Raw genomic sequence first — 22,295 nt, forward strand, 5'->3', positions numbered from 1 at the left:
AGAAATGCGACAGTCTGGTCAGCTGTGTTCAGTAGCAAGCGTATAATTCAATCGCTTTAATAAAACTAAACAAACCGTGGGGGGCTGAACAGTGTTCGCATATTATTACGTGACCAGGACGCCGCAAAGAAACGGGTTTCATGCAGTGCATATTAAAGGTTGTAAGTTGATACCGGAGATGGAGAAAAGAGTTTTCCTTGGCAGTTTTTATAATTCACACAATGCCTTAATGACGGCGAAGATCTATTATCCCCAATCGAGGAAATGTGCTTTTTGTTTGTTATAAAATCAGGCTGTCGAATTGCCGAGTTATGTTTGTCACAAATCACATATTTAGTTTCGTTATGAAATAGTTAACCTGAGCACTGAATTTATGGTGGATAACAGCATTTTTTCAGTGCTCAGACGGATTATTCTTTCGGCCAGGCAGCATCCAGCAGTTGACGCTGCTGCTGTTCCGTATAAGTGACCAGTGAATTTTTGCTGTTGGATCGTGCCAGAATCCACTGTTTATCGGCTTCACTTAGCGGTTGCGGCTGTAGCCAGAACGGGCTGATGGCATGGCTTTTCAGCCATTCGACCAGCTGTAACGCGGGTGTGGCGCTGGATTCAGCAAACAGCTTGTCCGCCAGTTCCGCCATTAACTGGCGTTGCTGGGGATGTTCGCTCTGATTAAGCAGGGTCAGAAACGGCAGCAGCAGACGGCCACAGACTTCGCCGTGATGATAATCTTTAATCGCGCCCAGCTCACCGGCAATACCGTGGATCACGCCAAGACCCGCCATACTCAGACTCACGCCCCCCAGCCAGGAAGCCATCATCATCTGTTCGCGTGCCGCATCGCCGCGCGTGCCAGTGTCATTCAGCGCTGGCCAGCCAGCGATAAACGCCTGCATGCCGCTGATGGCGGTGTGACGGGTAAAAGCATTGCCTTTCGCTGACAGGTAAGCTTCAAACAGATGGGTAAACGCATCAATGGCGCAGCAGGTGAGAACCGCGTCCGGCGTGCCTTTCAACAGCTGCGGATCGAGGATGGCAATCTGCGGCACAAAGTTAGCATGGCGCAGTGACGCTTTGACCCGGATATGCGTTTTCTCGGTCACCACCGCATTTTGCGTGACTTCGCTGCCGGTGCCAGCGGTGGTCGGAATGGCGATCAGCGGCAGGGTGTTGCCACTGAGTTTACTGTCACCGACTTTCTCCAGATAGCGCAGGGTATTAAGCGGATGTTCGCACAGGGCGGCAAAGGCTTTCGCTGCATCCAGCACGCTGCCGCCACCGATGGCGACCACGCGGGCGACCTTTCCGCGCCAGCGCGCGACCCAGCCGTCAATCTCATCCGGCGACGCCTCATGGCTGACGATCTCATGATCAATAATCAGACCATCCAGCTGCGTTTTAATCGTGGCGTAACCTTCACTGTTTAAAAATGAACGGCCACAGAACAGCAGGGTAGGGACGGGAGTGGCGCTCAGCAGCGGGATAAGTTCACTGAGACTGCCATTGCCGAAGATAGTCTGTCTGTTGGCCAGCATCTGACTGAAATTCATTGGGTATTCCCTCTTTTCTGCTTACAACCAGGCCGACAGTTTACCGCCTGCGAGCTGATATGGGGGAAAAAATCAGCAGCAGCGCACAGCACAAAACTTTGATCGCCCTCGCAGAATGTAAATTATGCCCGTCCAGGGGATATCACAGCGCAAATGTTACGCTTAACATGTTATCGGTAACAACCTGCTAACGTCCGGGTTGTAACTTGTTTCCCTGCCAACCGCTTGCTGTCCTGTCACCTGTAGCGGTGGACCATAATGATAAATATGCCGCCGTCTGCATCGCTGACGGTGAGTATGCCGCGGAGAAGAATTTATGCCATTAGTCATCGTTGCCGTCGGGGTAGTATTGCTGCTATTGCTGATGATTCGCTTTAAGCTGAATGGATTTATTGCCCTGATCCTGGTCGCGCTGGCGGTCGGTATGATGCAGGGAATGCCGGTCGATACCGTGATCAAATCAATTAAAAACGGTGTCGGCGGTACCCTCGGTAGCCTGGCGCTGATTATGGGCTTTGGCGCCATGCTCGGTAAACTGCTGGCGGATTGCGGCGGCGCGCAGCGTATCGCCACAACCTTAATCGAAAAATTTGGTGAGAAGCATATTCAGTGGGCGGTGGTGTTAACCGGCTTTACCGTTGGTTTCGCGCTGTTCTATGAGGTGGGTTTTGTGCTGCTGCTGCCGCTGGTATTTTCCATCGCCGCCTCGGCGCGCGTGCCGCTGCTGTTTGTCGGCGTGCCGATGGCCGCCGCGCTGTCTGTTACCCATGGCTTTCTGCCGCCGCATCCTGGTCCAACCGCTATCGCCACGCTGTTTAATGCCGATATGGGCAAGACCCTGCTGTTTGGCACCTTGCTGGGGATCCCGACGGTGATTCTCGCCGGTCCGGTCTATGCGCGTTTTCTGAAAGGGATTGATAAGCCGATTCCAAAAGGGCTGTATAACCCGAAAACCTTCACTGAAGCCGAGATGCCGGGCTTTGCTGTCAGCGTCTGGACTTCGCTGGTGCCGGTGATCCTGATGGCGCTGCGCGCCGTGGCGGAGATGGTGTTGCCAAAAGGGCATCTGCTGCTGCCGTACGCGGAATTCTTCGGCGATCCGATTATGGCGACGCTGATTGCGGTGCTGATTGCTATCTTCACCTTTGGTCTGAACCGTGGCCGCAGTATGGATGAGGTGATGGGCACCATCGCCGATTCGATTAAAATTATCGCCATGATGCTGTTAATTATCGGTGGCGGCGGCGCGTTTAAACAGGTGCTGGTGGACAGCGGCGTGGATAAATATATCGCCAGCATGATGCATGCCAGCAACCTGTCGCCAATTCTGATGGCGTGGTCAATTGCCGCCGTACTGCGTATCGCACTGGGATCAGCAACTGTGGCGGCGATTACTGCGGGCGGCATTGTCGCGCCACTGATTGTGACCTCCGGCGCCAGCCCTGAACTGATGGTGATTGCGGTCGGTTCCGGCAGCGTGATCTTCTCTCACGTCAATGACCCGGGCTTCTGGCTGTTTAAAGAGTATTTTAACCTGACGATCGGCGAGACCATTCGTTCCTGGTCGGTGCTGGAGACGATTATTTCGGTCTGCGGTCTGGTGGGTTGTCTGCTGCTATCGAATGTGATTTAACAGCGTAACGGAGAGGGCGACCTCTCCGTTTTGATCTCAGTGCATCAATGCGTTAAAGGCCGCTAACTCCTCTTCCGGCATACCTGCATGGCGCGCAGCCGCGCAAATCTGCTGCCAGCTGGTGGTATCGATCGGAATCCCCTGCGCCAGCCGCGCGGCACGATTCGCCGCTTCCCACTCTCCCGGAATCTGAATCGCCTGATCGCCACTTTGCGGCGACTGCTTAACCCAGTGCAGAAAAGCTTCGGCTTCCTGCTGCATCGCTGGTGCGTCGAACGCCTCGGGATTGAGAATAATGGTCGTCATGCAGTTAAAGATGGCATTGGTGCTGGTGCTGAGTGTCTGATCGTGGGTGGTGCGTCCACCGGAGAGTGCGCCGCCAAGAATTTCACACAGCGTAGCCAGTGCATAACCTTTATGCCCGCCAAACGCCAGCAGAGAGCCAAAAGGCTGCTGATGCATCACCGACGGATCTTCGGTCGGCTGGCCATGGTGATCAATCAGATAACCCGGTGCGACGGCGTGACCTTTGTTGTACGCGACGCGAGTTTTACCAAAGGCGATGCCGCTGGTGGCGTAATCGAGCAGTAAAGGTTGCTGGCCATCGCGCGGGAAGATGGCGCAAAACGGATTGGTGCCAAAGCGCCGGTCGCTGCCGCCAAAGGGCGCAACCATTGGATCGCCAACCACATTGACGAAGTGAAAAGAGATAAAACCGGCGCGCGCACACTGTTCGGCCCAGTGGCCGATACGGCCAATATGGTGCGCATTATGCAAACCGACCGCCGCCAGACCAAACTGGCGCGCGCGTTCAATACCCTGCGCCATCGCCTCACTGGCAACCACCTGACCAAACCCCTGGCTGCCGTCGAGGGTTAATACCGCCCCGACATCTTTTACCACTCTGGCATGCTGATTTAGTTGCAGATGGCCTTCCGCCAGCGACTGCATATAGCTGGGGATCATACCGACGCCGTGTGAGTCATGCCCTGCAAGGTTGGCGCCCACCAGGTGTTCCGCCACTTTTTCCGCTTCAGACTGGCTGCTGCCGGCATAAATCCAGATAGCCTGCACAAATTGCCGCAGGCGCTCACTATTAACACGCTGTTCAGTGTTCACTACACCTCCCCGGGATGGTTGATCAGGTTTATTGAGATCAATGCGTTAAGTGGTAATCAGCAAGTTATAGCATATGCGCAGGGAGGGAAGTAGCGTGAACACGGGCGGCGATAACGCCGCCCGTCGGTAAAACAATTCGGGCCACAGCGTGTGACCCGAGGAAATTGTTTTTTTAATGTGGCTGTTCGAAGCCAGCCTTCACCATCTGATCGCGTAACACCAGAGTGATATCACGATTGCCACCGGTTACCGGGTAAATCACATTATTAACCACATCATCAAGGTAGTGCTCATCAAACTCCTGCATGGAGAGCATGCTACCGCCTTCATCATTAATCGCTATTGAGCCTTTGATATGATTGCCGGCATCGCGTGCTTTTAAACAATATCTGCCCATATGCGTATCAATTGCGCTCATAACATCTCCTCTGTAGCTGTTAACGGAACAGATAACGACTGAGGCCCTGAGCCACGATTTAAGTTTAGCCGTACGGATAACAGCAGCGAAGCGGCACTGCGGCGGAAAATCACAAGTCGTGATCCTGTTCGCAATAACAGAATTTAGCGCGCCAGAGTTAATTCCAGTGCTTTGGCGGCCAGCGCCTGCTGCGCGCCTTCAGGCAGTTTGCTGTCGGTGATCACCGCATCAAACTGATCCAGCGGTAAGGCGAGAAACGTGGCGATTTTATTGTATTTCGAACTGTCGCTCAGCAGCACGCGTTTGCTGCTGACGTTGGCTACCGTGCGTTTGACGATCACTTTATCTTCATCCGGCGTGAAAATCCCGCGCGTACCCCAGCAGGTGGCGGAGATAAAAGCGATATCAATCGACAGATTCTGCAGCGCACGCGCAGCGGCTTCACCGACGCAGGAGCGGTTTTCGCGACACAGAGTTCCGCCGGTGTGGATCATACGGCACAGGCTGGATTCAATAATAAAACTGGCAATCACAAAATCGTTGGTGACGATCAGCAGGTCATCACGATCGCCCAGCTCACGCGCCAGCGCCAGCGTGGTGGTGCCGGCATCCAGATAGATGCAGCTGTTACGTGGAATATGTCGCGCGGCGGCCTGACCAATCAGAAACTTTTCATTGCTGAACATCGCGGTTTTATCCAGATGCGATGGCTCAGCCGCCAGCCGTTCGGTGGATCGCACGCCACCCGATACTGACAACAGCGCGCCTTGCTCTTCCAGTTTCTGCACATCACGGCGAATGGTCATATGCGAGACGCCCAGGCGTTCGGTCAGCTCGTTTATGCTAATCACGCCGCGTTCTGCTATCAGCGCTAAAATTTGTTGATGACGTTGTATTGGTATCACTGCGACTCCTTTCTCACTGAAAGCACCATAGCTACGAGTATAGCGCTGCTGCGGCGGCAATTTTATCATTTTTTAACATTCCCATGCCAGCTCAGCCGACTGACGAAAAAATTACCACTGGTGATTTGTTAAGGTTTAGCGATAACTGTCTGATTAAAAGCAATTATTCTGTCGATGATGCCATTATTAATGTTAATTCCTGTGAATATAAGGCGAGTGTGACGTTAAAAAATGTGAGTGATATCACGTCAAAGTGGCAGCAGACTGCTTATACTTAACACAACAAAACAAATAATCACCAAAATTAACACGAGGAACCTATGGCACAGACATCAGCACTTAACGTCGGCGTGATTGGCCTGGGATCGATGGGCATGGGCGCCGCGCAATCCTGTATTAAAGCCGGTCTGAATACCTTCGGCGTCGATCTCAACCCGCAGGCGCTGGAGACATTGCGTCGCAGCGGCGCGCAGGCGGCGGAAACCAGCGCAACGGCATTTGCTGCGCAACTGGACGCGGTTCTGTTACTGGTGGTGAACGCTGCCCAGGTGAAAGCCATTCTGTTTGGCGAAGATGGCGTCGCCAGCAAGCTGAAACCCGGCACCGTGGTGATGGTCTCTTCAACAATATCATCGCAGGATGCGCAACTGATTGAACAGCTGCTGGCGGAGTATCAGCTGCTGATGCTGGATGCGCCGGTGTCCGGTGGCGCTGCGAAAGCGGCACTTGGTGAGATGACGGTAATGGCTTCCGGCAGTGAGGCGGCATTTAATCAGCTACAGCCGGTGCTCGATGCAGTTGCGGGTAAGGTTTACCGTATTGGCAGCGAAATAGGCCTCGGCTCTACGGTAAAAATTATCCATCAGCTGCTGGCGGGCGTGCATATTGCCGCCGGGGCGGAAGCGATGGCGCTGGCGGCGCGCGCCGGCATTCCGCTCGATACCATGTATGAGGTGGTAACCCATGCCGCCGGCAATTCATGGATGTTTGAAAACCGCATGCGTCATGTGGTCGACGGTGACTACTCGCCGAAGTCGGCGGTCGATATTTTTGTCAAAGATCTCGGACTGGTGGCGGATACCGCTAAAGCGCTGCATTTCCCGCTGCCACTGGCTTCCACCGCCTTCAATATGTTTACTTCCGCCAGCAATGCCGGTTTTGGCAAACAGGATGACAGTGCGGTAATCAAGATTTTTAGCGGCATCACGCTGCCGGAAAAAAAGGAGCAACCATAATGCGCCTTGGAGTGATTGCCGATGATTTTACCGGCGCCACCGATATTGCCAGCTTTCTGGTGCAGAACGGGATGGCGACGGTACAGCTGAATGGCGTGCCAACGGGCGACGAGAGCATTGACGCGGAAGCGATTGTGGTCAGCCTGAAGTCACGCTCCTGCCCGGCAGCACAGGCGGTCAGTGACTCGCTGGCCGCGCTGCGCTGGTTACAGCAGCAGGGCTGTGAGCGCTTCTATTTTAAATATTGCTCCACCTTCGACAGCACCGCGGCGGGCAATATTGGCCCGGTCACCGATGCGCTGCTGGAGGCGCTGGGAGAAACGCAAACCGTTATCTCGCCAGCGCTGCCGGTAAACGGCCGCACCGTCTACCAGGGTTACCTGTTTGTTATGGATCAGCTGCTGAGTGAATCGGGTATGCGCCATCATCCGGTGACGCCGATGACCGACAGCAATTTGCTACGCCTGATGGAAGCCCAGGCGCAAGGCAAAGCGGGTCTGATTGCCAGTGCACTGCTGGATCAGGGGCCTGAAGCGGTGCGTCAGCAGCTCGATAAGCTGAAAGCGGACGGCGTGCGCTATGTGGTGCTGGACGCGTTGCATGAGCAGCATCTGTTAACCCAGGGTGCCGCCGTGCAGCAGATGAAACTGGTGACTGGCGGCTCCGGGCTGGCAATTGGCCTGGCGCGGCAGCTGGCTTCGGGCGCGCATGATAAACAGCAGGCGCAGGCCGCGGGCGCGCCACAGGGCAAGCGTGCGGTGGTGATTTCCGGCTCCTGCTCCACCATGACCAACCGTCAGGTGGCGATCTATCGTCAGCAGGCGCCAGCGCAGGTGGTGGAGGTGGAAGCCTGTCTGCAGGATCCGCAGGCCTATGCTTTGCAGCTGTGTGACTGGGTCGAAAAGCACGCCGAAGGCGTACTGGCGCCGCTGCTGTATGCCACTTCTGATGCGCAGCAGTTACAGCAGATCCAGCAGCAGTATGGCGCGGCACGCAGCAGCGAAGCGGTTGAACAGTGCTTTGCCGCAGTCGTCCGCGAACTGCAAGCGCGTGATTTCCGCCGCTTTATTGTTGCGGGCGGTGAGACCTCCGGTGTAGTGGCGCAGACGCTGGGCGTGCGCGCCTTCTGTATCGGTCCGGTTATCTCACCAGGGGTGCCATGGGTACGCGATACCGAACAGCCGATCTCGCTGGCGCTGAAATCAGGCAACTTTGGCGATGAGAATTTCTTTGCCCGCGCACAAACGGAGTTTCCACTATGACTGAACAACAAGCTCGCGAAGAGATGGTAAAACTGGGCGCGTCATTTTTTCAGCGCGGCTACGCCACCGGTTCCGCCGGTAATCTGTCGATGCTGCTGGAAGATGGCAGCCTGCTGGCGACGCCAACCGGCTCCTGTCTCGGCGAACTGACGGCTGACACCCTGTCAAAGGTGACGCTGGATGGCGAGTGGGTCTCCGGCGATAAACCGTCAAAAGAGATCAGCTTCCACCGTGCGATATACCTGAATAAGCCGCAGTGTAAGGCTATCGTGCATCTGCACAGCCTCTATCTGACCGCACTCTCCTGCCTGGAAGGGCTGGACAGCAAAAACTGTATTAAACCTTTTACCCCTTATGTGGTGATGCGCGTCGGTGATGTGCCGGTGGTGCCTTACTATCGTCCGGGCGACGATCGTCTGGGCGAAGACCTGGCGAAACTGGCGCCGTATTACAACGCTTTCCTGCTGGCCAACCATGGTCCGGTGGTGGTGGGGAAAAGCCTGCGTGAGGCGGCGGACAATACCGAAGAGCTGGAAGAGACGGCTCGTCTGATATTTACCCTCGGCGATCGCCCGATTCGTTATCTTAATGATGACGAAGTGGCTGAGTTAAGGAGCTAAGCATGCCTAAGTTTGCGGCGAATTTATCCACCATGTTTACCGAACTGCCGTTCCTCGACCGCTTTGACGCGGCAGCGGCGGCCGGCTTTAAAGGGGTTGAGTTTCTCTTCCCGTATGACTATCCGGCAGACCAGCTCAAAGCCAGACTGCAACAAAATCAGCTGCAACTGGTGTTGTTTAATACCGCGCCGGGCAATGTGGCGGCAGGGGAGTGGGGCGTAGTCGCCATTCCCGGACGTGAAGAGGAAGCGCGCCGTGATATCGATCTGGCGCTGGAGTACGCCATTGCGCTCGACTGTCCGCAGGTGCATATCATGGCGGCGACGCTGCCGCCGGGCGCCAGTCGTGAAGCGTATTGCCAGACATTTATCGCTAATATGCGGTATGCCGCTGAGCGGTTTGCCCCGCACGGGATTCGTATTCTGATTGAAGCGTTAAATCCGACGACCAAACCTCATTATCTCTACGCCAGCCAGTATCAGACGCTGGAGATGGTAAAACGCATCGATCGCGATAATATTTTTACCCAGCTTGATCTGTTCCATGCGCAGCTGGTGGACGGTAATCTGAGTTATTTAATTCGTGAATATGCCGGTCATTATCAGCATATTCAGATCGCGTCTGCACCGCATCGTCATGAGCCGGATGAAGGCGAAGTGAATTATCCGTGGCTGTTTGCTCTGCTGGACGAAATCGGTTATTCCGGCTGGATTGGTTGTGAATATTTCCCGCGTGGTGATACAACGGCTGGCCTGAAATGGTTTGATGCCTTTCGTTAGCAAAAGATAGCGTGAAATTATGGTTCTGCGTCGGATGCATTACGCCCGGCGCGGGCATGCTTATGCCTAAAATAGCTTTTAACATCAGGTAAGTAACAAGCAATAAACGCACAACTATAATAGTCCCCGTTGCTGAGGTATTTTTTATTATGTCTACCACCCTGCTATTATCTATTGCCGCCATCAGCGTTATTTTACTGCTGCTGTTGGTTATCAAAGCGAAAGTGCATCCCTTTGTCGCCTTATTAATTTCCAGCTTGTTTGTGGCGATCAGTACCGATATTCCGGCTAAGCAGATCATGGAAGTGATTATGTCAGGGATGGGCGGACTACTGGGGCATATTGCGATTATTATTGTGCTGGGCGCGATGCTGGGGGCAGTAATTGAAGCCTCCGGTGGCGCAGATTCGCTGGCCGCACGCTTTACCCACAGCCTGGGCATTAAACGCTCGGTTGCCGCACTGACACTGGTGGCGTTTATTCTGGGTCTGCCGGTATTTTTTGAGGTGGGCTTTATTATCGTGGTGCCGCTGATCTATGGCTTTGCCAAAGTCGCGCGGGTATCGCCGCTGAAATATGGCCTGCCAATGGCGGGAGTGATGTTGCTGGTGCATGTTTCGGTGCCGACGCATCCGGGACCCGCGGCGGCGGCGGGTTTGCTGAAGGCTGATATTGGTTGGGTGATGATGCTGGGCATCGCTATCTCGGTGCCTGCGGCAATCTTTGGTTATTATGTTGCCAAACTGATGAACCGTAAAAACTTTCATCTTTCGCTGGAGGTGCTGGAACAGCTGCAGCTGGCGGATAAAGAGGGCAAAAAGAAGAAAAGCCAGCCCTCTCAGAAACCGCCAGGCGCGCTGCTCATCTCCTCGCTGATCGTTATTCCGGTGGTGCTGATTATGCTGGGCACGCTGTTAACGCCGTGGTTGCCAGAAACCGGTGCATTACACGGTTTTGTCGCCCTGATTAGCACCCCGGCCATCGCCCTGTTAATTGCGCTGCTGCTGGCCGCATGGCTGCTGGGCTTCCGCCGTGGCTGGGGCAGAGAAAAACTGGATACCATTATCAACAGTGCGATCCCTGGCGCGGCTGGCGTACTGCTGGTTGCCGGTGCGGGTGGGGCGTTTGGTAAGGTGCTGGTGGAGTCCGGCGTCGGCAAAGCGCTGGCGTTACTGCTGGAGAATATTCATCTGCCGCTGATTCCGGCGGCGTTTGTGCTGTCTCTTGCGCTGCGCGCCTCGCAGGGTTCCGCCACCGTAGCGATTGTCACCACCTGTGGCCTGTTAACCAGCGCAGTGGCAGAATTACAGGGGATTCAGCTGGTGCTGGTCGCGTTGTCGGCCTGTTTTGGCGCGCTGGGTTTATCGCATGTCAATGATGCCGGATTCTGGGTGGTGACGCGTTATTTAGGCCTGTCGGTCGCTGATGGGCTGAGAACCTGGACGGTATTGACCACGGTGATGGGGCTGGCGGGATTTGCCATTGTCTGGCTCTGCTGGACCATAATCTGACGATTTATTTGCTGATCTGCGTGATGCGGATGGGTAACGGCTTCAGCGCTGATCCAGCTAAAAACGCACCATAGCCAGGCGGTACAGAAATCTTCTTCTATACTTAAGTTGCTATGAAATGTGGTTTTTATCTTTTACTGGCGAGGAAAATGGAATGAAAATTATTCTCTGGATCATCGCAATTATTTTTATCGTCGGCCTGCTGACGCTGACTGGCGTGTTCAAGCTGATTTTTTAATTGCAAACAGAAACCTCTGTCGCTGCCATTTGTGGCGACAGGCTGGTTTTTTACCCGGAATCTTTCTTACCTATCAGGCACTTAATAATCGGATCCATCGGGGTTAATGGCAGCAAGTCTTCCAGGGTGATCGGCTTACTACACTGGGCGCAGACTGCACCATGATGCTCCTCTCCTTTCCCTCCTTTATCGGTATAGATGAATTTTTTACTTCCGCAGGAAGTACATCTCACTTTCATAACCATGACGTTTATCCTTGTCAGCTGAGATAAGAATTATCTTAACAAAAGTTTGCCGTGAATTCGATTAAATAAACGCCGCAAATGATTTTTGCGCAGGGGTATATGTTATTTGACTGAAAGTAAATAACATTTTTTCTTATGCCGCATGTTATTGATAAGCATTAACGATGATATATCGCGACTAAAAGCCTTTTTTATCTTTTATCCGCCAAAACAGCGTAAGGCGATCTTTTTGCGAAATTTCTGATTACGTTGCGGAAATCTTTCTTATCCGTGCAGTTATCAGAATCAAGGAGTTGCAATATAATGTAAAGTTGTGATTACATTTGCGAACAAATGAAAAGCTGGCAGAACGTTCGGGTACAAATGCGGAAAGTCCGGTAAAATTTCGAGCCTTAATAAGCCTTTTATGCATTTAATACTTAAGTCTCTATATTCCACGCCATACCCGTTGCATTGATTTAAACAATGTTGAACCAATGGTTGTTAAAATTTATCGTTTTTTAATCCAGGTAGCAATGAAGTGAAAGTTTCCAATTATTCTCTGCCGCTGCTGGCATTCAGCAGCTATTTTCTGGTCAGCCCGCTGGTTTCTGCCGCTGATGCATCTGTTAGCAACAGCGAACAGGGATGGTGGCAAACCTTTACCGGCAATGTGCAGCAAACATGGGACGCGCCAGAGACGCATGATCTCTATCTGCCGGCGATTACCTGGCACAATCGCTGGACCTATGACAAAGAGAAAACCGACCGCTACAACGAGCGGCCATGGGGCGCAGGTGGCGGTATCTCGCGTTATGATGAGTACGGTAACTGGCATGGCATCTATCTGATGGCGTTTAAAGACTCTTATAACAAATGGGAGCCGATCAGCGGTTATGGCTGGGAAAAGACCTGGCGCCCGTTAAACGATCAGAATTTCCGCCTCGGAGCGGGCTATACCGTAGGCGCCACCGCGCGCGACAACTGGAAATACATTCCGATACCGGTGGTGCTGCCACTGGCGTCGGTAGGGTATGGGCCAGCAAGCTTCCAGATGACTTATATTCCCGGTACATACAATAATGGTAATGTTTTCTTTGCATGGTTCCGTTGGGCTTTTTAGTCGGTAATTTGAGCGCTAAGTGACTTTGATTGCAGGAAATAGCGATATTTATCACTTTTTCGTCATCACGCACTGGACAAAAGCGTTAGCAATTGCTGTACTAACCCCCGACACAGTTTAGTGTCCATTTTTCATGTAAAGGTAATATTGATGTCTAAGATTAAAGGTAGCGTTAAGTGGTTTAATGAGTCCAAAGGATTCGGTTTCATTACTCCTGAAGATGGTAGCAAAGATGTATTCGTACACTTTTCCGCTATCCAGAGCAACGGTTTCAAAACCCTGGCTGAAGGTCAGCGTGTAGAGTTTGAAATCACTGACGGCGCTAAAGGCCCATCTGCTGCTAACGTTGCTGCTATTTAAGTTAGTTATCAGACAGAATTCTAAAAACCCGCCACTGGCGGGTTTTTTTTTATGCTGTTTTTGCTTATCGCCAGAGATAAATCGCCACGAACAGGATTGCGGAGAGGCAGCTGATCGCGACGGCAAACCCTTCACTCCACTTCTGCGAGATATGTTGTTGCATTTTATTTACCCATTGTCAGACCTGTTTTGAGTGTCGCAGGGCAAGATTAAGAAAACATTAACCTGAATAGTATTCGCTGTAATGGTTAAATCATTTGTAACACTCAACTCTCTGCACCGGCTTCGCTTTTACTTCCGCTCGCTATATAACTTATGCACAGCTCAAACTGAGGGAGAAACCATGAATATTCGCCCGGCACAAATCAAAGATAGTTTTGCACTCAGCGCCTTGCTGGCTGAGTTAGGCTATGGCGGTACGGAAAGCTTTATTGATAAACGGCTGGCGCAGCTGATTGCCGATGCTGATGAGATGTTACTCGTCGCTGAACACGGGCAGACGGTATTGGGGTTTCTTTCCCTGCATTTTATTCCACAGCTGGCGCTGGCCGGTGATTTCGCCCGGGTCAGTTACTTCTGTATTGCCGAAGGTGAGCGCAGCAAAGGCGCGGGCCAGCAGCTGCTGCAATACGCCGAAAGAATGGCGCTGCAGCGCGGCTGTGACCGGATGGAAGTGCATTGTCATGAACATCGTATTAAAGCCAATAGCTTTTATCAGCGCGAAGAGTATCGCGAGTCACCGAAGTACCTGATTAAACATTTGCGCTAAGCAGCGAAGGGCCGCTGCCGCAGGCGAGGATCAGTGCATCGGCGATGGCGTCAATCTGATCTTCTGGCATGATTGAGGTACTCAGTCGAATAAACTGCTCGCTGCCGCAGCGAAAGCGCTCGCCCGGATAGACTGCAATACCGTGGGCGGCGAGGGTAATCATGGCAAATTGTTCTGACTCCACCGGAATATAAATACACAGCCCGTCTCGTGTCGGCAGTGGCATACCACGCTGCGCCAGCGCATCAATCAGCATCTGTCGCCGTCTGGCGTATATTGCGCGCGCGCGGATAATGCTCTGCTGCGTCTGTTGATCATGCAGCATCCAGGCCACCGCGCCCTGCAGAATACGGCTGGTCCAGCTGGCGCCAAAGTTACGATAAGACTGAATGCGCTGCACCAGATTTTGCGACGCCGAGAGCACCGCCAGCCGCAGATCCGGGCCGTAGGCTTTCGAGAACGAGCGCACATGCAGTGTGCGTTCAGGAAAGAAGTTGCCGAGACTCCATACTGGCCAGGCGGAGAGCTCGCCGATGCCGTCATCTTCCACAATCAGAGTCGTGGAGCCGACTAAAACCTGCGCCAGCGCCTGGCTGCGCGCTTCCGTCACCGTGTTGCCGGTGGTCGAGTGGGTGCGTGGCTGGTAGATAAACATCGCCGGCGATTTCTGCATTAATCGCGCCAGCGCATCGGGCAGTGGCCCCTGGTCATCGCAGGGCAGCGGCAGCACTTCCGCGCCGACATTATCCAGCATATCCAGCAGGCGGGTAGCGGTAGGATCTTCGATCACTACCTTTTCACCAGGTGAAACCAGCGTCTGTAAAATCAAATTCATCGCATCAAAACCGCCATCGGTCGCCAGAAAAGCTTCGGCGGGCAGCGGCCAGCCAGGTTTAAGCGCATTCACCAGTGCTGGCACTATCGGCTCACGCTGATAGCTGTTGAGATTTGCCACTTCAATACCGTGCAGCATCGCGGCGCGCAGATCCGGCAGCAGTTGCGCATCCGGGGCCGAAAGGATCAGATCGGCTTTAACTGTGTTGCCATAATTGCCGATCTTCTCAAATCTGACCGGCCGTGGCGTCATTGTGTCGCCGCACACCCATACGCCACTGCGCCCTTTTCCCGCCAGCACTTTCTGTCGTTTTAACTGACCCCAGGCCGCTGACACCGTCGCCGGACTGACACCGAGCTTTTCCGCCAGATCGCGCACTGCGGGCAGATGGGCACCAATCGGGATCGCACCTTCGCGAATTAAGGTCGCCACCGTCAGCGCAATCCCTTTTAGCGAGGGTTCCGTGATGCGTTCCGCCAGCCAGTTCAGATCCAGAGTTGAGGTCATAAGAAATCCATTTGTTCAGTAACAAAGTAATTATTGTACAGATAATATTATCGATCTAGTATCAAATTCAAGCATTGATTGCTTAAAAAATAACCGATACATCGGCGTGATCGTTAAGCCGGGAAAAGTGAGAACAAAATATGATAACCATCAGACTGGCTGTTCGGGACTGGGACTATTTCACGCCACTGGCCTTAGGCGATGTGAAGCCACAGGGATTTAACGTCGAAGTCCATCGCGTTGGCACTCTGGTGGGCGATTTGGCCACCAGTAAAGATTACGATGCCGGTGAAGTCTCCTTCAGCCGCTACGCTCAGGGACGCGCTAATGGCGATACCTCGCTGCTGGCGCTGCCGCATTTCCTGATGCGTGGTTTTCGTCAGCGCTGCATTATCACCACTACCGACAGCCCGTTAACCTCGCCTGCACAACTGAAAGGCAAAAAGATTGGCCTGACCGGCTGGCAGGATTCCGGCAACACCTGGACGCGCACCGTGTTGCGCGAAGCGGGGGTGGAAATCGATGATGCGTACTGGTTTGCTGGCCGCCTGACCGCCGATCACCCGATTGTCGACCGTCTGAGCGGTTTTGGTCGTGAAGGGCGCATCGAAGCGGCGCCTGGCGAACGTCCACTGATTGAATTACTGAAAGCCGGGGAGCTGGATGCGGTGTTTACGCCGTTTATGCCGGAAGGATTCTTCTTACCTGGCTCCGGCTTGCGCCAGTTACAGACCGACTTCCGCCAGGCGGAGCTGGAGTATTTTAATCGCGTTGGTTATGTCCCGGGCATGCATCTGCTGGCGATGAAACCGGCAATTGCCGCCGAACATCCGGCGATCCCGCAGGCATTAAGCGCGGTGATTGAGCAGTCGGCGCGAGTATGGAATCAGAAACGCGAAAAGTATGCGGATACCACGCCGTGGCTGCTCGACGATTTGCGACGTACCACGCAGGATTTACCGGCAAACTGGAATGATAACGGTTTTGCGGTTAACAAGAAGATGATTGCTGATTTTGCTGATGAGCTTTATCAGCAGGGGCTGACTAAGGAGCGTCTGACACCTGAAGCACTGTTTCCGGCTGAAGCGCAGGGGGAGAAATAATGAAAGTTGCAATGGGACAGTTCGCGGTGAGCCGCGAGTGGCAGGATAACGCGAAAACCTGCATTACGCTGATGACGCAGGCCGCCGAGGCGGGCGCCGATCTGCTGGTGTTACCGGAAGGTGTGCTGGCGCGCGATATTGCCGATCCCGATCTGGTGCTGAAAGCCGCTCAGCCGCTGGATGGTCCGTTCCTTAGCCTGGCGCTGGCCGCCAGCCGTGAAAATAACATGACCACCATGATGAGTGTGCATGTGCCGACCGCGGATGCGCGTGCGCTGAATGTGCTGATTGCCATTCGTGACGGCGAAATTATTGCCCATTACGACAAGCTGCATCTGTATGACGCCTTCGCTATGCAGGAGTCGCGCAATGTCACCGCTGGTGATCGGGTGCCGCCGCTGGTGGAGGTCGCCGGGATGAAAGTGGGGCTGATGACCTGTTATGACGTGCGTTTCCCTGAGCTGGCGCGCCGCCTGGTGCTGGATGGCGCGGATGTGCTGGTGCTGCCAGCGGCATGGGTAAAAGGACCACTGAAAGAGATGCACTGGGAGGTGCTGGTTACCGCCCGTGCGCTGGAAAATACCTGTTATCTGGTGGCGGTCGGCGAGTGTGGTCCACGCAATATCGGCAACAGTCTGGTGGTCGATCCGCTTGGCGTGGCGATTGCCAAAGCCGCAGAAGGGCCGGCACTGGTGTTTGCCGACCTCGATCCGGCACGTATTGCCCATGCCCGTAACGTATTGCCGGTGCTGGAAAACCGTCGCTTTGCGCGTCCGGAACTAAAATAACTGAGACCGTACTGGGGAATTCACTAAGATGAAAAAAATTGCATACGCCATGGCACTGGCTTTAGGCCTGACCGTTACCCTGGCTCAGGCCGCAGAAACTCTGCCGACGCAAAGTGTCGATCAGGCGCTGCATGACCGCTTACCGGATGCGGTGAAAAAGGCCGGTAAAATGATCGCGGTGAATAACGGCTCATTCCCTCCTTATGAGATTGTCAGTGGCCCGAACAGCATGGATGGCGCGACTGCCGATCTGACCCATGCGCTGGCGCAACTGCTGGGTGTGAAGATTGAGCATGCGACAGTAAGTGGTTTGCCGGGTCTGCTGGCGGGGATTAAATCTGGTCGCTATCAGTTAGCGGTTGGCCCGGTCGGAGATTACCCGGATCGTCAGGCGAAGAACGACTTTATCGACTTCGTGCAGGAGTTTGTGGTGTTCGGCGTGCAGAAGGGCAATCCGGCGAAGATTAACGGCCTCGATGATACCTGCGGCAAACGTATTGCGGTGATGGCCGGTGGTTCAGCTGAGCAGGTGATCCGTAAACAGTCGACCGCCTGTACCGATGCCGGTAAAGCGGCGGTGACGGTGCAATCGTTTACCGATCAGCCTTCTTCGATTCTGGCGGTGCGTTCGAAGCGTTCTGATGCCTTCTTCTCATCGCAGGCGCCGCTGACTTATTTTGTCGAGCAGGCTGAAGGCCAGCTGGAGCTGACCGGCAAAGGCCAGAAAAATGGCTTTGGCGATATCTTCCAGGGTTCCGTGGTGCCGAAAGGTTCCGAGCTGGGCGATGTACTGCTCGATGCCTATAAAGAGCTGTTCAAAAATGGCACCTACGCCGCGATCATGAAAAAGTGGAAACTTGAAGGCAATATGATTGCTGAGCCTGGCCGTAACCTTGCGAAAGGAATGCCGAAATGACAGTAAACACCACCGATTCACGAGCCAGGGAAAGGGCTGACGTGCAACAGCGCGATGTGGCCTTCGCCCGCAGCGCACCGAAGTATGGACGCGTGGTCTCATGGATAGTGGTGCTGGTGGTTGGCGGCAATTTTCTCTGGCTGGTAGCCAACAACCCCAACTTTGAGTGGCATGTGGTGCTGGAGTGGTTTACTGAAGGCACCGTATTGCAGGGGCTGAAGGTGACCCTTGGCCTGACCGTGGTGGCGATGATCCTCGGCGTGGCGCTGGGATTATTGCTGGCGGTGGCGCGTTTGTCGGATAACCGTTTACTGCGTGGCCTCTCCAGCCTCTATATCTGGTTCTTTCGCGGCACGCCGCTGCTGGTGCAGCTGATCTTCTGGTACAACATGTCGACGCTGTTCCCGATGATTTCCCTGTCGCTGCCGTTTAGCGATACGGTACTGGCCAGCTGGAATACCAACGATCTGATTACGCCGTTAACCGCAGCGATTGCCGGCCTGGCACTGAATGAGGCTGCCTATATGGCGGAGATTATTCGTGCTGGTCTGCTGTCGGTGGATAACGGTCAGGTGGAAACTACCCAGGCGTTTGGTATGAGCCGCAGTCGGGCGCTGCGCCGGATTATTATTCCGCAGGCGATGCGTTCGATTATTCCGCCAACCGGTAACCAGTTAATCAGCATGATCAAAGCCACCTCGCTGGTCAGCGTAATTGCGATGGGTGATCTGCTCTACTCCGTTCAGGCGGTGTATAACCGCACCTTTGAAATTGTACCGATGCTGATGGTGGCGGTGATCTGGTATCTGCTGATTACATCGGTGCTGAATCTCGGTCAGTCAGCGATTGAACGGTATTACGCCCGTGGCACGCGTCGTTCGCCATCGGCTGCGCGCAAACCGACCTCGGCGGTGCCTGAGGTGGCGGCGATGGCCACACGTCCGCTGGTGCGTAAGGAGGATCTATGAGTCAGCTTCAGCCGCTGGTGCAGGCGCGTAATGTACAGAAGAGTTTTGGTGATAATGAAGTGCTGAAAGGCATCGATCTCGATGTGTTTCCCGGTGAAGTGGTGGTGATCCTTGGCCCTTCGGGATCGGGTAAATCGACGTTTTTGCGCTGTATTAATCATCTGGAAGATATGAATGCCGGTTCAATTATGGTCGGCGACCGGCAGATAGGTTATGAGTTGAAAAAAGGCATCCTGCATCGTCTGAGCGCACGCAATATTGCGCGCCAGCGGCAGGAGATCGGCATGGTGTTTCAGCAGTTTAATCTCTACCCGCATATGACTGTGCTGCAGAATATTATTGAGGCGCCGATTGGCGTGCATAAACATCCGCGTGATGAAGCGGTGCGCTTCGCCAGAGAGCTGCTGGCGACGGTGGGCTTAAGTGATAAAGCGGACGCCTGGCCGCGTCACCTCTCCGGCGGCCAGCAGCAGCGAGTGGCAATTGCGCGCGCTCTGGCGATCCGGCCAAAACTGATGCTGTTTGATGAGCCAACGTCGGCGCTCGATCCTGAGCTGGTGGGCGAAGTGCTGGCGACCATGCGCACGCTGGCCAGTCAGGGACTGACGATGGTGGTGGTCACCCATGAAATCGGCTTTGCCCGCGAGGCGGCGGACCGGGTGGTGTTTATGGATGGCGGCGTGGTGGTTGAGCAGGGGACGGCTGAGCAGGTGTTGGGTAACCCACAACATCCTCGTACACAGGCGTTTCTCAGCCGTTTCATCTGATTATTGGCGGACACGCGCCCGATCTTACTCTGTTACAGATTGCTATTGTATTGCGCGCGTAACTGCGCGTTAATAGCACAAACAGGTGATTGCTATGGTTAATAAGAAGGTGTTATGGAAGGTATCAGTATTGCCAAACTGCTGATTATCGGTGCGTTAATCGTACTGTTATTTGGCACTAATAAGTTACGTTCTCTTGGTGGTGATCTGGGCTCAGCCATTAAAGGCTTCAAAAAAGCCATGAGTGATGATGACTCTGCTAAGAAAACTACCCCTGAAGATGCCACTACCGATCGCGTTACTCATAAAGAGTAAGTTAACGGCGGGACAAATGTAACTTCTGGTTACAGCTATTCAGATAAAAGAACCGGCAGCCCACAGGCGACCGGTTCTTTTTTTTTGGGGGGAATCGATTATTTCACTTCCATCCCTTTCGCCTGCAAATCAGCATGGTAGGAAGAGCGGACAAAGGGACCGCAGGCGGCATGAGTAAAGCCCATCGCCAGCGCTTCTTCTTTCATCTCATCAAACTCAGCCGGACTGACGTAGCGCTGCACCGGAAGATGGTGGCGACTTGGCTGCAGATACTGGCCCAGCGTCAGCATGGTGACACCATGACGACGCAGGTCGCGCATCACTTCAACGATTTCGGCATTGGTTTCGCCAAGGCCAACCATCAGGCCAGACTTCGTCGGGATCTGCGGGTGCGCTTCTTTAAAGCGTTCCAGCAGTTTCAGCGACCAGTCGTAGTTTGCGCCCGGACGTACCTGACGGTAAACGCGCGGCACGTTTTCCAGGTTGTGGTTAAACACATCTGGCGGCGTTTGCACCAGAATCTCCAGCGCGCGATCCATACGACCACGGAAGTCAGGCACCAGGGTTTCAATTTTAATGTCTGGACTTTTTTCGCGGATGGCGCTGATGCAGTCAACAAAATGCTGTGCGCCGCCATCACGTAAATCATCACGATCTACGGAGGTGATAACCACATAGCGCAGCGCCATATCGGCGATAGTCTGCGCCAGTTTGCCTGGCTCGTTCGCATCAGGCGTCAGCGGACGACCATGCGCCACATCGCAGAACGGGCAGCGGCGGGTGCAGATGGCGCCGAGGATCATAAACGTGGCGGTGCCGTGGTTAAAACACTCGGAAAGGTTAGGGCAGGAGGCTTCCTCACAGACGGAGTGCAGACCGTTTTTACGCATTGCGGCTTTGATGCCCTGAATACGGGTTGAGTCAGCAGGCAGTTTGATTTTCATCCACTCCGGCTTTCTTAACATCTCAGGCCGTTCAGTCACCACGGTTTTTACCGGGATCAGTGCCATTTTGTCTGCGTCGCGATACTTAACGCCGCGTTCCATCAGTATAGGTTTACTCATAAGCTTGCAGGTTCCAATTTGGATTGCGTTCTGAAATCACTATACAACTCAAAGGGTTGCTATGCATTTCAACTTTTTTTGATAAAAGCGCAAAAATTATATCATCTCACCGCCTGACAAGCAGCACGGGAAGAAGGGAAAACGTTGCATAATTGTAAAGCAGCACAGATGGCTACAGATTACAGCTGGCTTAATTCCTGCGTATCACGATATTCCGCGCCACCGATGGCCAGCAGCGTGACAAATTTATCCACCAGCACCGGCTGCACTTCTGCCAGCGTAATCCCGGGCTGGAAGGCGCTCAGCTGAGTCATCTCCAGTCCGGCATAGCCACAGGGATTAATACGCAGAAAAGGCGTCAGATCCATACGGATATTGAGCGCCAGGCCATGAAATGAGCAACCCTGACGAATACGCAGGCCAAGGGAGCAGATTTTTTTGCCGTCGACATAGACGCCGGGGGCATCAGCGCGCGCACTGGCAGTGACGCCAAAGTGCGCCAGTGTATCGATCACGGTTTGTTCAATGGCGGTGACCAGCTGGCGGACGCCAAGCTTACGGCGCTTCAGATCGATTAATACATACATCACCTGCTGGCCCGGACCGTGATAGGTTACCTGGCCGCCGCGATCGCTCTGTACCACCGGAATATCGCCGGTCATCAGCAGATGTTCAGTTTTACCCGCCTGGCCCTGGGTAAAGAGTGCCGGATGCTCGACCAGCCAGAGTTCATCAGGCGTGTCAGCGTTGCGCCGATCGGTAAACTGATGCATGGCTTGCGAAACGGATTGCCAGGGGCGTAGTCCCAGCTGGCGTACGATGATGGTGTTTTGAGGCAAAACGTAAGTCCGGCTGACAAACAGAAGGGCAGTATAACGTCGGTAAAGGGCGAGGGCTACCCACCCTTTACCGTCAGGTGCGCTTACAGCACCATACGAACGATTTCGATTTTACCTAATTCTTCGTAAAGAATTTCAATCTGTTCGATATGGGTGGCATTAATGGTGATCGACACGGAGTGGTAGTTACCTTTGCTGCTCGGTTTAACTTCCGGGGTGTAATCGCCTGGTGCATGACGCTGCACCACTTCAACCACTTGATCTACCAACTCTGGCTGCGCCAATCCCATTACTTTAAACGGGAAGATGCAGGGGAATTCAAGTAGTTCTTTCAGATTGGTTTTCATAAATGCTCCGGTGCGCTAAAACGAAGGCTCCCGCCGCAGCGGGAGCTTACTGATAGTTATTATATGGGGTTTCTGGCAGGAATTATCAAGTACCGATGAA

The 22,295-nt window shown here is 53.8% G+C and carries 25 protein-coding genes; 16 read left to right on the forward strand and 9 right to left on the reverse strand.

What is annotated here, in order from left to right:
* Window positions 1-410: 410 nt before the first annotated feature.
* Window positions 411-1,550 carry an iron-containing alcohol dehydrogenase gene (locus tag J2125_RS17660; protein ID WP_017799297.1) on the reverse strand — a complete coding sequence of 380 codons (1,140 nt, stop codon included), beginning with the start codon at window positions 1,548-1,550 and terminating at the stop codon, window positions 411-413.
* A 316-nt stretch (window positions 1,551-1,866) separates the two neighbouring features.
* Here J2125_RS17660 and gntT point away from each other — a divergent pair, with 316 nt between their 5' ends.
* Window positions 1,867-3,183, forward strand: coding sequence for a gluconate transporter (gene gntT, locus J2125_RS17665; protein ID WP_017799296.1), 1,317 nt, complete (start codon window positions 1,867-1,869; stop codon window positions 3,181-3,183).
* A gap of 36 nt (window positions 3,184-3,219) precedes the next feature.
* Here gntT and J2125_RS17670 read toward each other — a convergent pair whose 3' ends face one another.
* From J2125_RS17670 to ygbI, 3 genes are all read right to left on the reverse strand, one after another.
* Window positions 3,220-4,302 (reverse strand): malate/lactate/ureidoglycolate dehydrogenase, encoded by a 1,083-nt coding sequence (locus J2125_RS17670; RefSeq protein WP_017799295.1) that lies wholly within the window; start codon window positions 4,300-4,302, stop codon window positions 3,220-3,222.
* Window positions 4,303-4,474: 172 nt separating this feature from the next.
* A complete protein-coding gene (locus J2125_RS17675) occupies window positions 4,475-4,720 on the reverse strand; it encodes a hypothetical protein (RefSeq protein WP_017799294.1) in 246 nt (81 codons plus the stop codon).
* A 143-nt stretch (window positions 4,721-4,863) separates the two neighbouring features.
* A complete protein-coding gene (ygbI, locus tag J2125_RS17680; protein ID WP_026111458.1) occupies window positions 4,864-5,625 on the reverse strand; it encodes a DNA-binding transcriptional repressor YgbI in 762 nt (253 codons plus the stop codon).
* A gap of 320 nt (window positions 5,626-5,945) precedes the next feature.
* On the opposite strand from ygbI, the gene ltnD reads away from it, so the two are divergent.
* The 6 genes from ltnD (at window position 5,946) to J2125_RS25340 (ending at window position 11,270) form a co-directional block, all read left to right on the forward strand.
* Complete coding sequence (gene ltnD, locus J2125_RS17685; RefSeq protein WP_017799291.1) at window positions 5,946-6,860, forward strand: L-threonate dehydrogenase; 915 nt, start codon at window positions 5,946-5,948, stop codon at window positions 6,858-6,860.
* Complete coding sequence (otnK, locus tag J2125_RS17690; protein ID WP_017799290.1) at window positions 6,860-8,122, forward strand: 3-oxo-tetronate kinase; 1,263 nt, start codon at window positions 6,860-6,862, stop codon at window positions 8,120-8,122. Before ltnD ends, otnK begins: the two co-directional genes overlap by 1 nt.
* Window positions 8,119-8,742 carry a 3-oxo-tetronate 4-phosphate decarboxylase gene (otnC, locus tag J2125_RS17695; RefSeq protein ID WP_017799289.1) on the forward strand — a complete coding sequence of 208 codons (624 nt, stop codon included), beginning with the start codon at window positions 8,119-8,121 and terminating at the stop codon, window positions 8,740-8,742. The genes otnK and otnC overlap by 4 nt, the downstream gene beginning before the upstream one ends.
* 2 nt (window positions 8,743-8,744) lie before the next feature.
* Complete coding sequence (locus J2125_RS17700) at window positions 8,745-9,521, forward strand: HPr family phosphocarrier protein (protein ID WP_017799288.1); 777 nt, start codon at window positions 8,745-8,747, stop codon at window positions 9,519-9,521.
* A gap of 149 nt (window positions 9,522-9,670) precedes the next feature.
* The gene (locus J2125_RS17705; protein WP_017799287.1) at window positions 9,671-11,032 is read left to right on the forward strand and encodes a GntP family transporter; all 1,362 of its coding nucleotides are present in this window, start codon (window positions 9,671-9,673) and stop codon (window positions 11,030-11,032) included.
* A 154-nt stretch (window positions 11,033-11,186) separates the two neighbouring features.
* Window positions 11,187-11,270 (forward strand): small membrane protein YohP, encoded by an 84-nt coding sequence (locus J2125_RS25340; RefSeq protein ID WP_019105993.1) that lies wholly within the window; start codon window positions 11,187-11,189, stop codon window positions 11,268-11,270.
* A 50-nt stretch (window positions 11,271-11,320) separates the two neighbouring features.
* Here the strand turns inward: J2125_RS25340 and J2125_RS25300 are convergent, their stop codons facing one another.
* Window positions 11,321-11,515, reverse strand: coding sequence for an ECs_2282 family putative zinc-binding protein (locus J2125_RS25300; RefSeq protein ID WP_017799285.1), 195 nt, complete (start codon window positions 11,513-11,515; stop codon window positions 11,321-11,323).
* 571 nt (window positions 11,516-12,086) lie between these two features.
* Between J2125_RS25300 and pagP the strand changes: the two genes are divergently transcribed.
* From pagP to J2125_RS17720, 3 genes are all read left to right on the forward strand, one after another.
* Complete coding sequence (pagP, locus tag J2125_RS17710) at window positions 12,087-12,617, forward strand: lipid IV(A) palmitoyltransferase PagP (protein WP_338063259.1); 531 nt, start codon at window positions 12,087-12,089, stop codon at window positions 12,615-12,617.
* A gap of 150 nt (window positions 12,618-12,767) precedes the next feature.
* Window positions 12,768-12,977 (forward strand): transcription antiterminator/RNA stability regulator CspE, encoded by a 210-nt coding sequence (gene cspE, locus J2125_RS17715; RefSeq protein WP_017799283.1) that lies wholly within the window; start codon window positions 12,768-12,770, stop codon window positions 12,975-12,977.
* Window positions 12,978-13,320: 343 nt separating this feature from the next.
* The gene (locus J2125_RS17720) at window positions 13,321-13,746 is read left to right on the forward strand and encodes a GNAT family N-acetyltransferase (RefSeq protein WP_017799282.1); all 426 of its coding nucleotides are present in this window, start codon (window positions 13,321-13,323) and stop codon (window positions 13,744-13,746) included.
* On the opposite strand, the gene J2125_RS17725 is transcribed toward J2125_RS17720, so the two are convergent.
* Window positions 13,730-15,088 (reverse strand): aminotransferase class I/II-fold pyridoxal phosphate-dependent enzyme, encoded by a 1,359-nt coding sequence (locus J2125_RS17725; RefSeq protein ID WP_017799281.1) that lies wholly within the window; start codon window positions 15,086-15,088, stop codon window positions 13,730-13,732. The two genes, J2125_RS17720 and J2125_RS17725, sit on opposite strands and share 17 nt — an antisense overlap.
* 140 nt (window positions 15,089-15,228) lie before the next feature.
* Here J2125_RS17725 and J2125_RS17730 point away from each other — a divergent pair, with 140 nt between their 5' ends.
* The 6 genes from J2125_RS17730 to tatE all read left to right on the forward strand — a co-directional run bounded on the left by J2125_RS17730 (window position 15,229) and on the right by tatE (window position 19,945).
* Window positions 15,229-16,191 carry an ABC transporter substrate-binding protein gene (locus J2125_RS17730; protein WP_017799280.1) on the forward strand — a complete coding sequence of 321 codons (963 nt, stop codon included), beginning with the start codon at window positions 15,229-15,231 and terminating at the stop codon, window positions 16,189-16,191.
* Window positions 16,191-16,979 carry a deaminated glutathione amidase gene (locus J2125_RS17735; protein WP_017799279.1) on the forward strand — a complete coding sequence of 263 codons (789 nt, stop codon included), beginning with the start codon at window positions 16,191-16,193 and terminating at the stop codon, window positions 16,977-16,979. The genes J2125_RS17730 and J2125_RS17735 overlap by 1 nt, the downstream gene beginning before the upstream one ends.
* A gap of 28 nt (window positions 16,980-17,007) precedes the next feature.
* Complete coding sequence (locus J2125_RS17740; RefSeq protein WP_017799278.1) at window positions 17,008-17,895, forward strand: ABC transporter substrate-binding protein; 888 nt, start codon at window positions 17,008-17,010, stop codon at window positions 17,893-17,895.
* Window positions 17,892-18,863: an amino acid ABC transporter permease gene (locus tag J2125_RS17745; protein ID WP_026111456.1), complete on the forward strand. Its 972-nt coding sequence runs from the start codon at window positions 17,892-17,894 to the stop codon at window positions 18,861-18,863. Before J2125_RS17740 ends, J2125_RS17745 begins: the two co-directional genes overlap by 4 nt.
* Entirely contained in the window at window positions 18,860-19,630 is a 771-nt protein-coding gene (locus J2125_RS17750) for an amino acid ABC transporter ATP-binding protein (RefSeq protein WP_017799276.1), read from the forward strand. The genes J2125_RS17745 and J2125_RS17750 overlap by 4 nt, the downstream gene beginning before the upstream one ends.
* A 114-nt stretch (window positions 19,631-19,744) precedes the next feature.
* Window positions 19,745-19,945 (forward strand): twin-arginine translocase subunit TatE, encoded by a 201-nt coding sequence (gene tatE, locus J2125_RS17755; protein WP_017799275.1) that lies wholly within the window; start codon window positions 19,745-19,747, stop codon window positions 19,943-19,945.
* 98 nt (window positions 19,946-20,043) lie between these two features.
* Here the strand turns inward: tatE and lipA are convergent, their stop codons facing one another.
* From lipA to ybeD, 3 genes are all read right to left on the reverse strand, one after another.
* Complete coding sequence (gene lipA, locus J2125_RS17760) at window positions 20,044-21,009, reverse strand: lipoyl synthase (protein WP_017799274.1); 966 nt, start codon at window positions 21,007-21,009, stop codon at window positions 20,044-20,046.
* A gap of 179 nt (window positions 21,010-21,188) precedes the next feature.
* Entirely contained in the window at window positions 21,189-21,848 is a 660-nt protein-coding gene (gene lipB, locus J2125_RS17765) for a lipoyl(octanoyl) transferase LipB (protein ID WP_026111455.1), read from the reverse strand.
* Between the two features lie 83 nt (window positions 21,849-21,931).
* Window positions 21,932-22,195 (reverse strand): DUF493 family protein YbeD, encoded by a 264-nt coding sequence (ybeD, locus tag J2125_RS17770; protein WP_017799272.1) that lies wholly within the window; start codon window positions 22,193-22,195, stop codon window positions 21,932-21,934.
* Between the last annotated feature and the right edge of the window lie 100 nt (window positions 22,196-22,295).

This window comes from Winslowiella toletana (genome assembly GCF_017875465.1).
Taxonomy (GTDB): Bacteria; Pseudomonadota; Gammaproteobacteria; order Enterobacterales; family Enterobacteriaceae; genus Erwinia; species Erwinia toletana.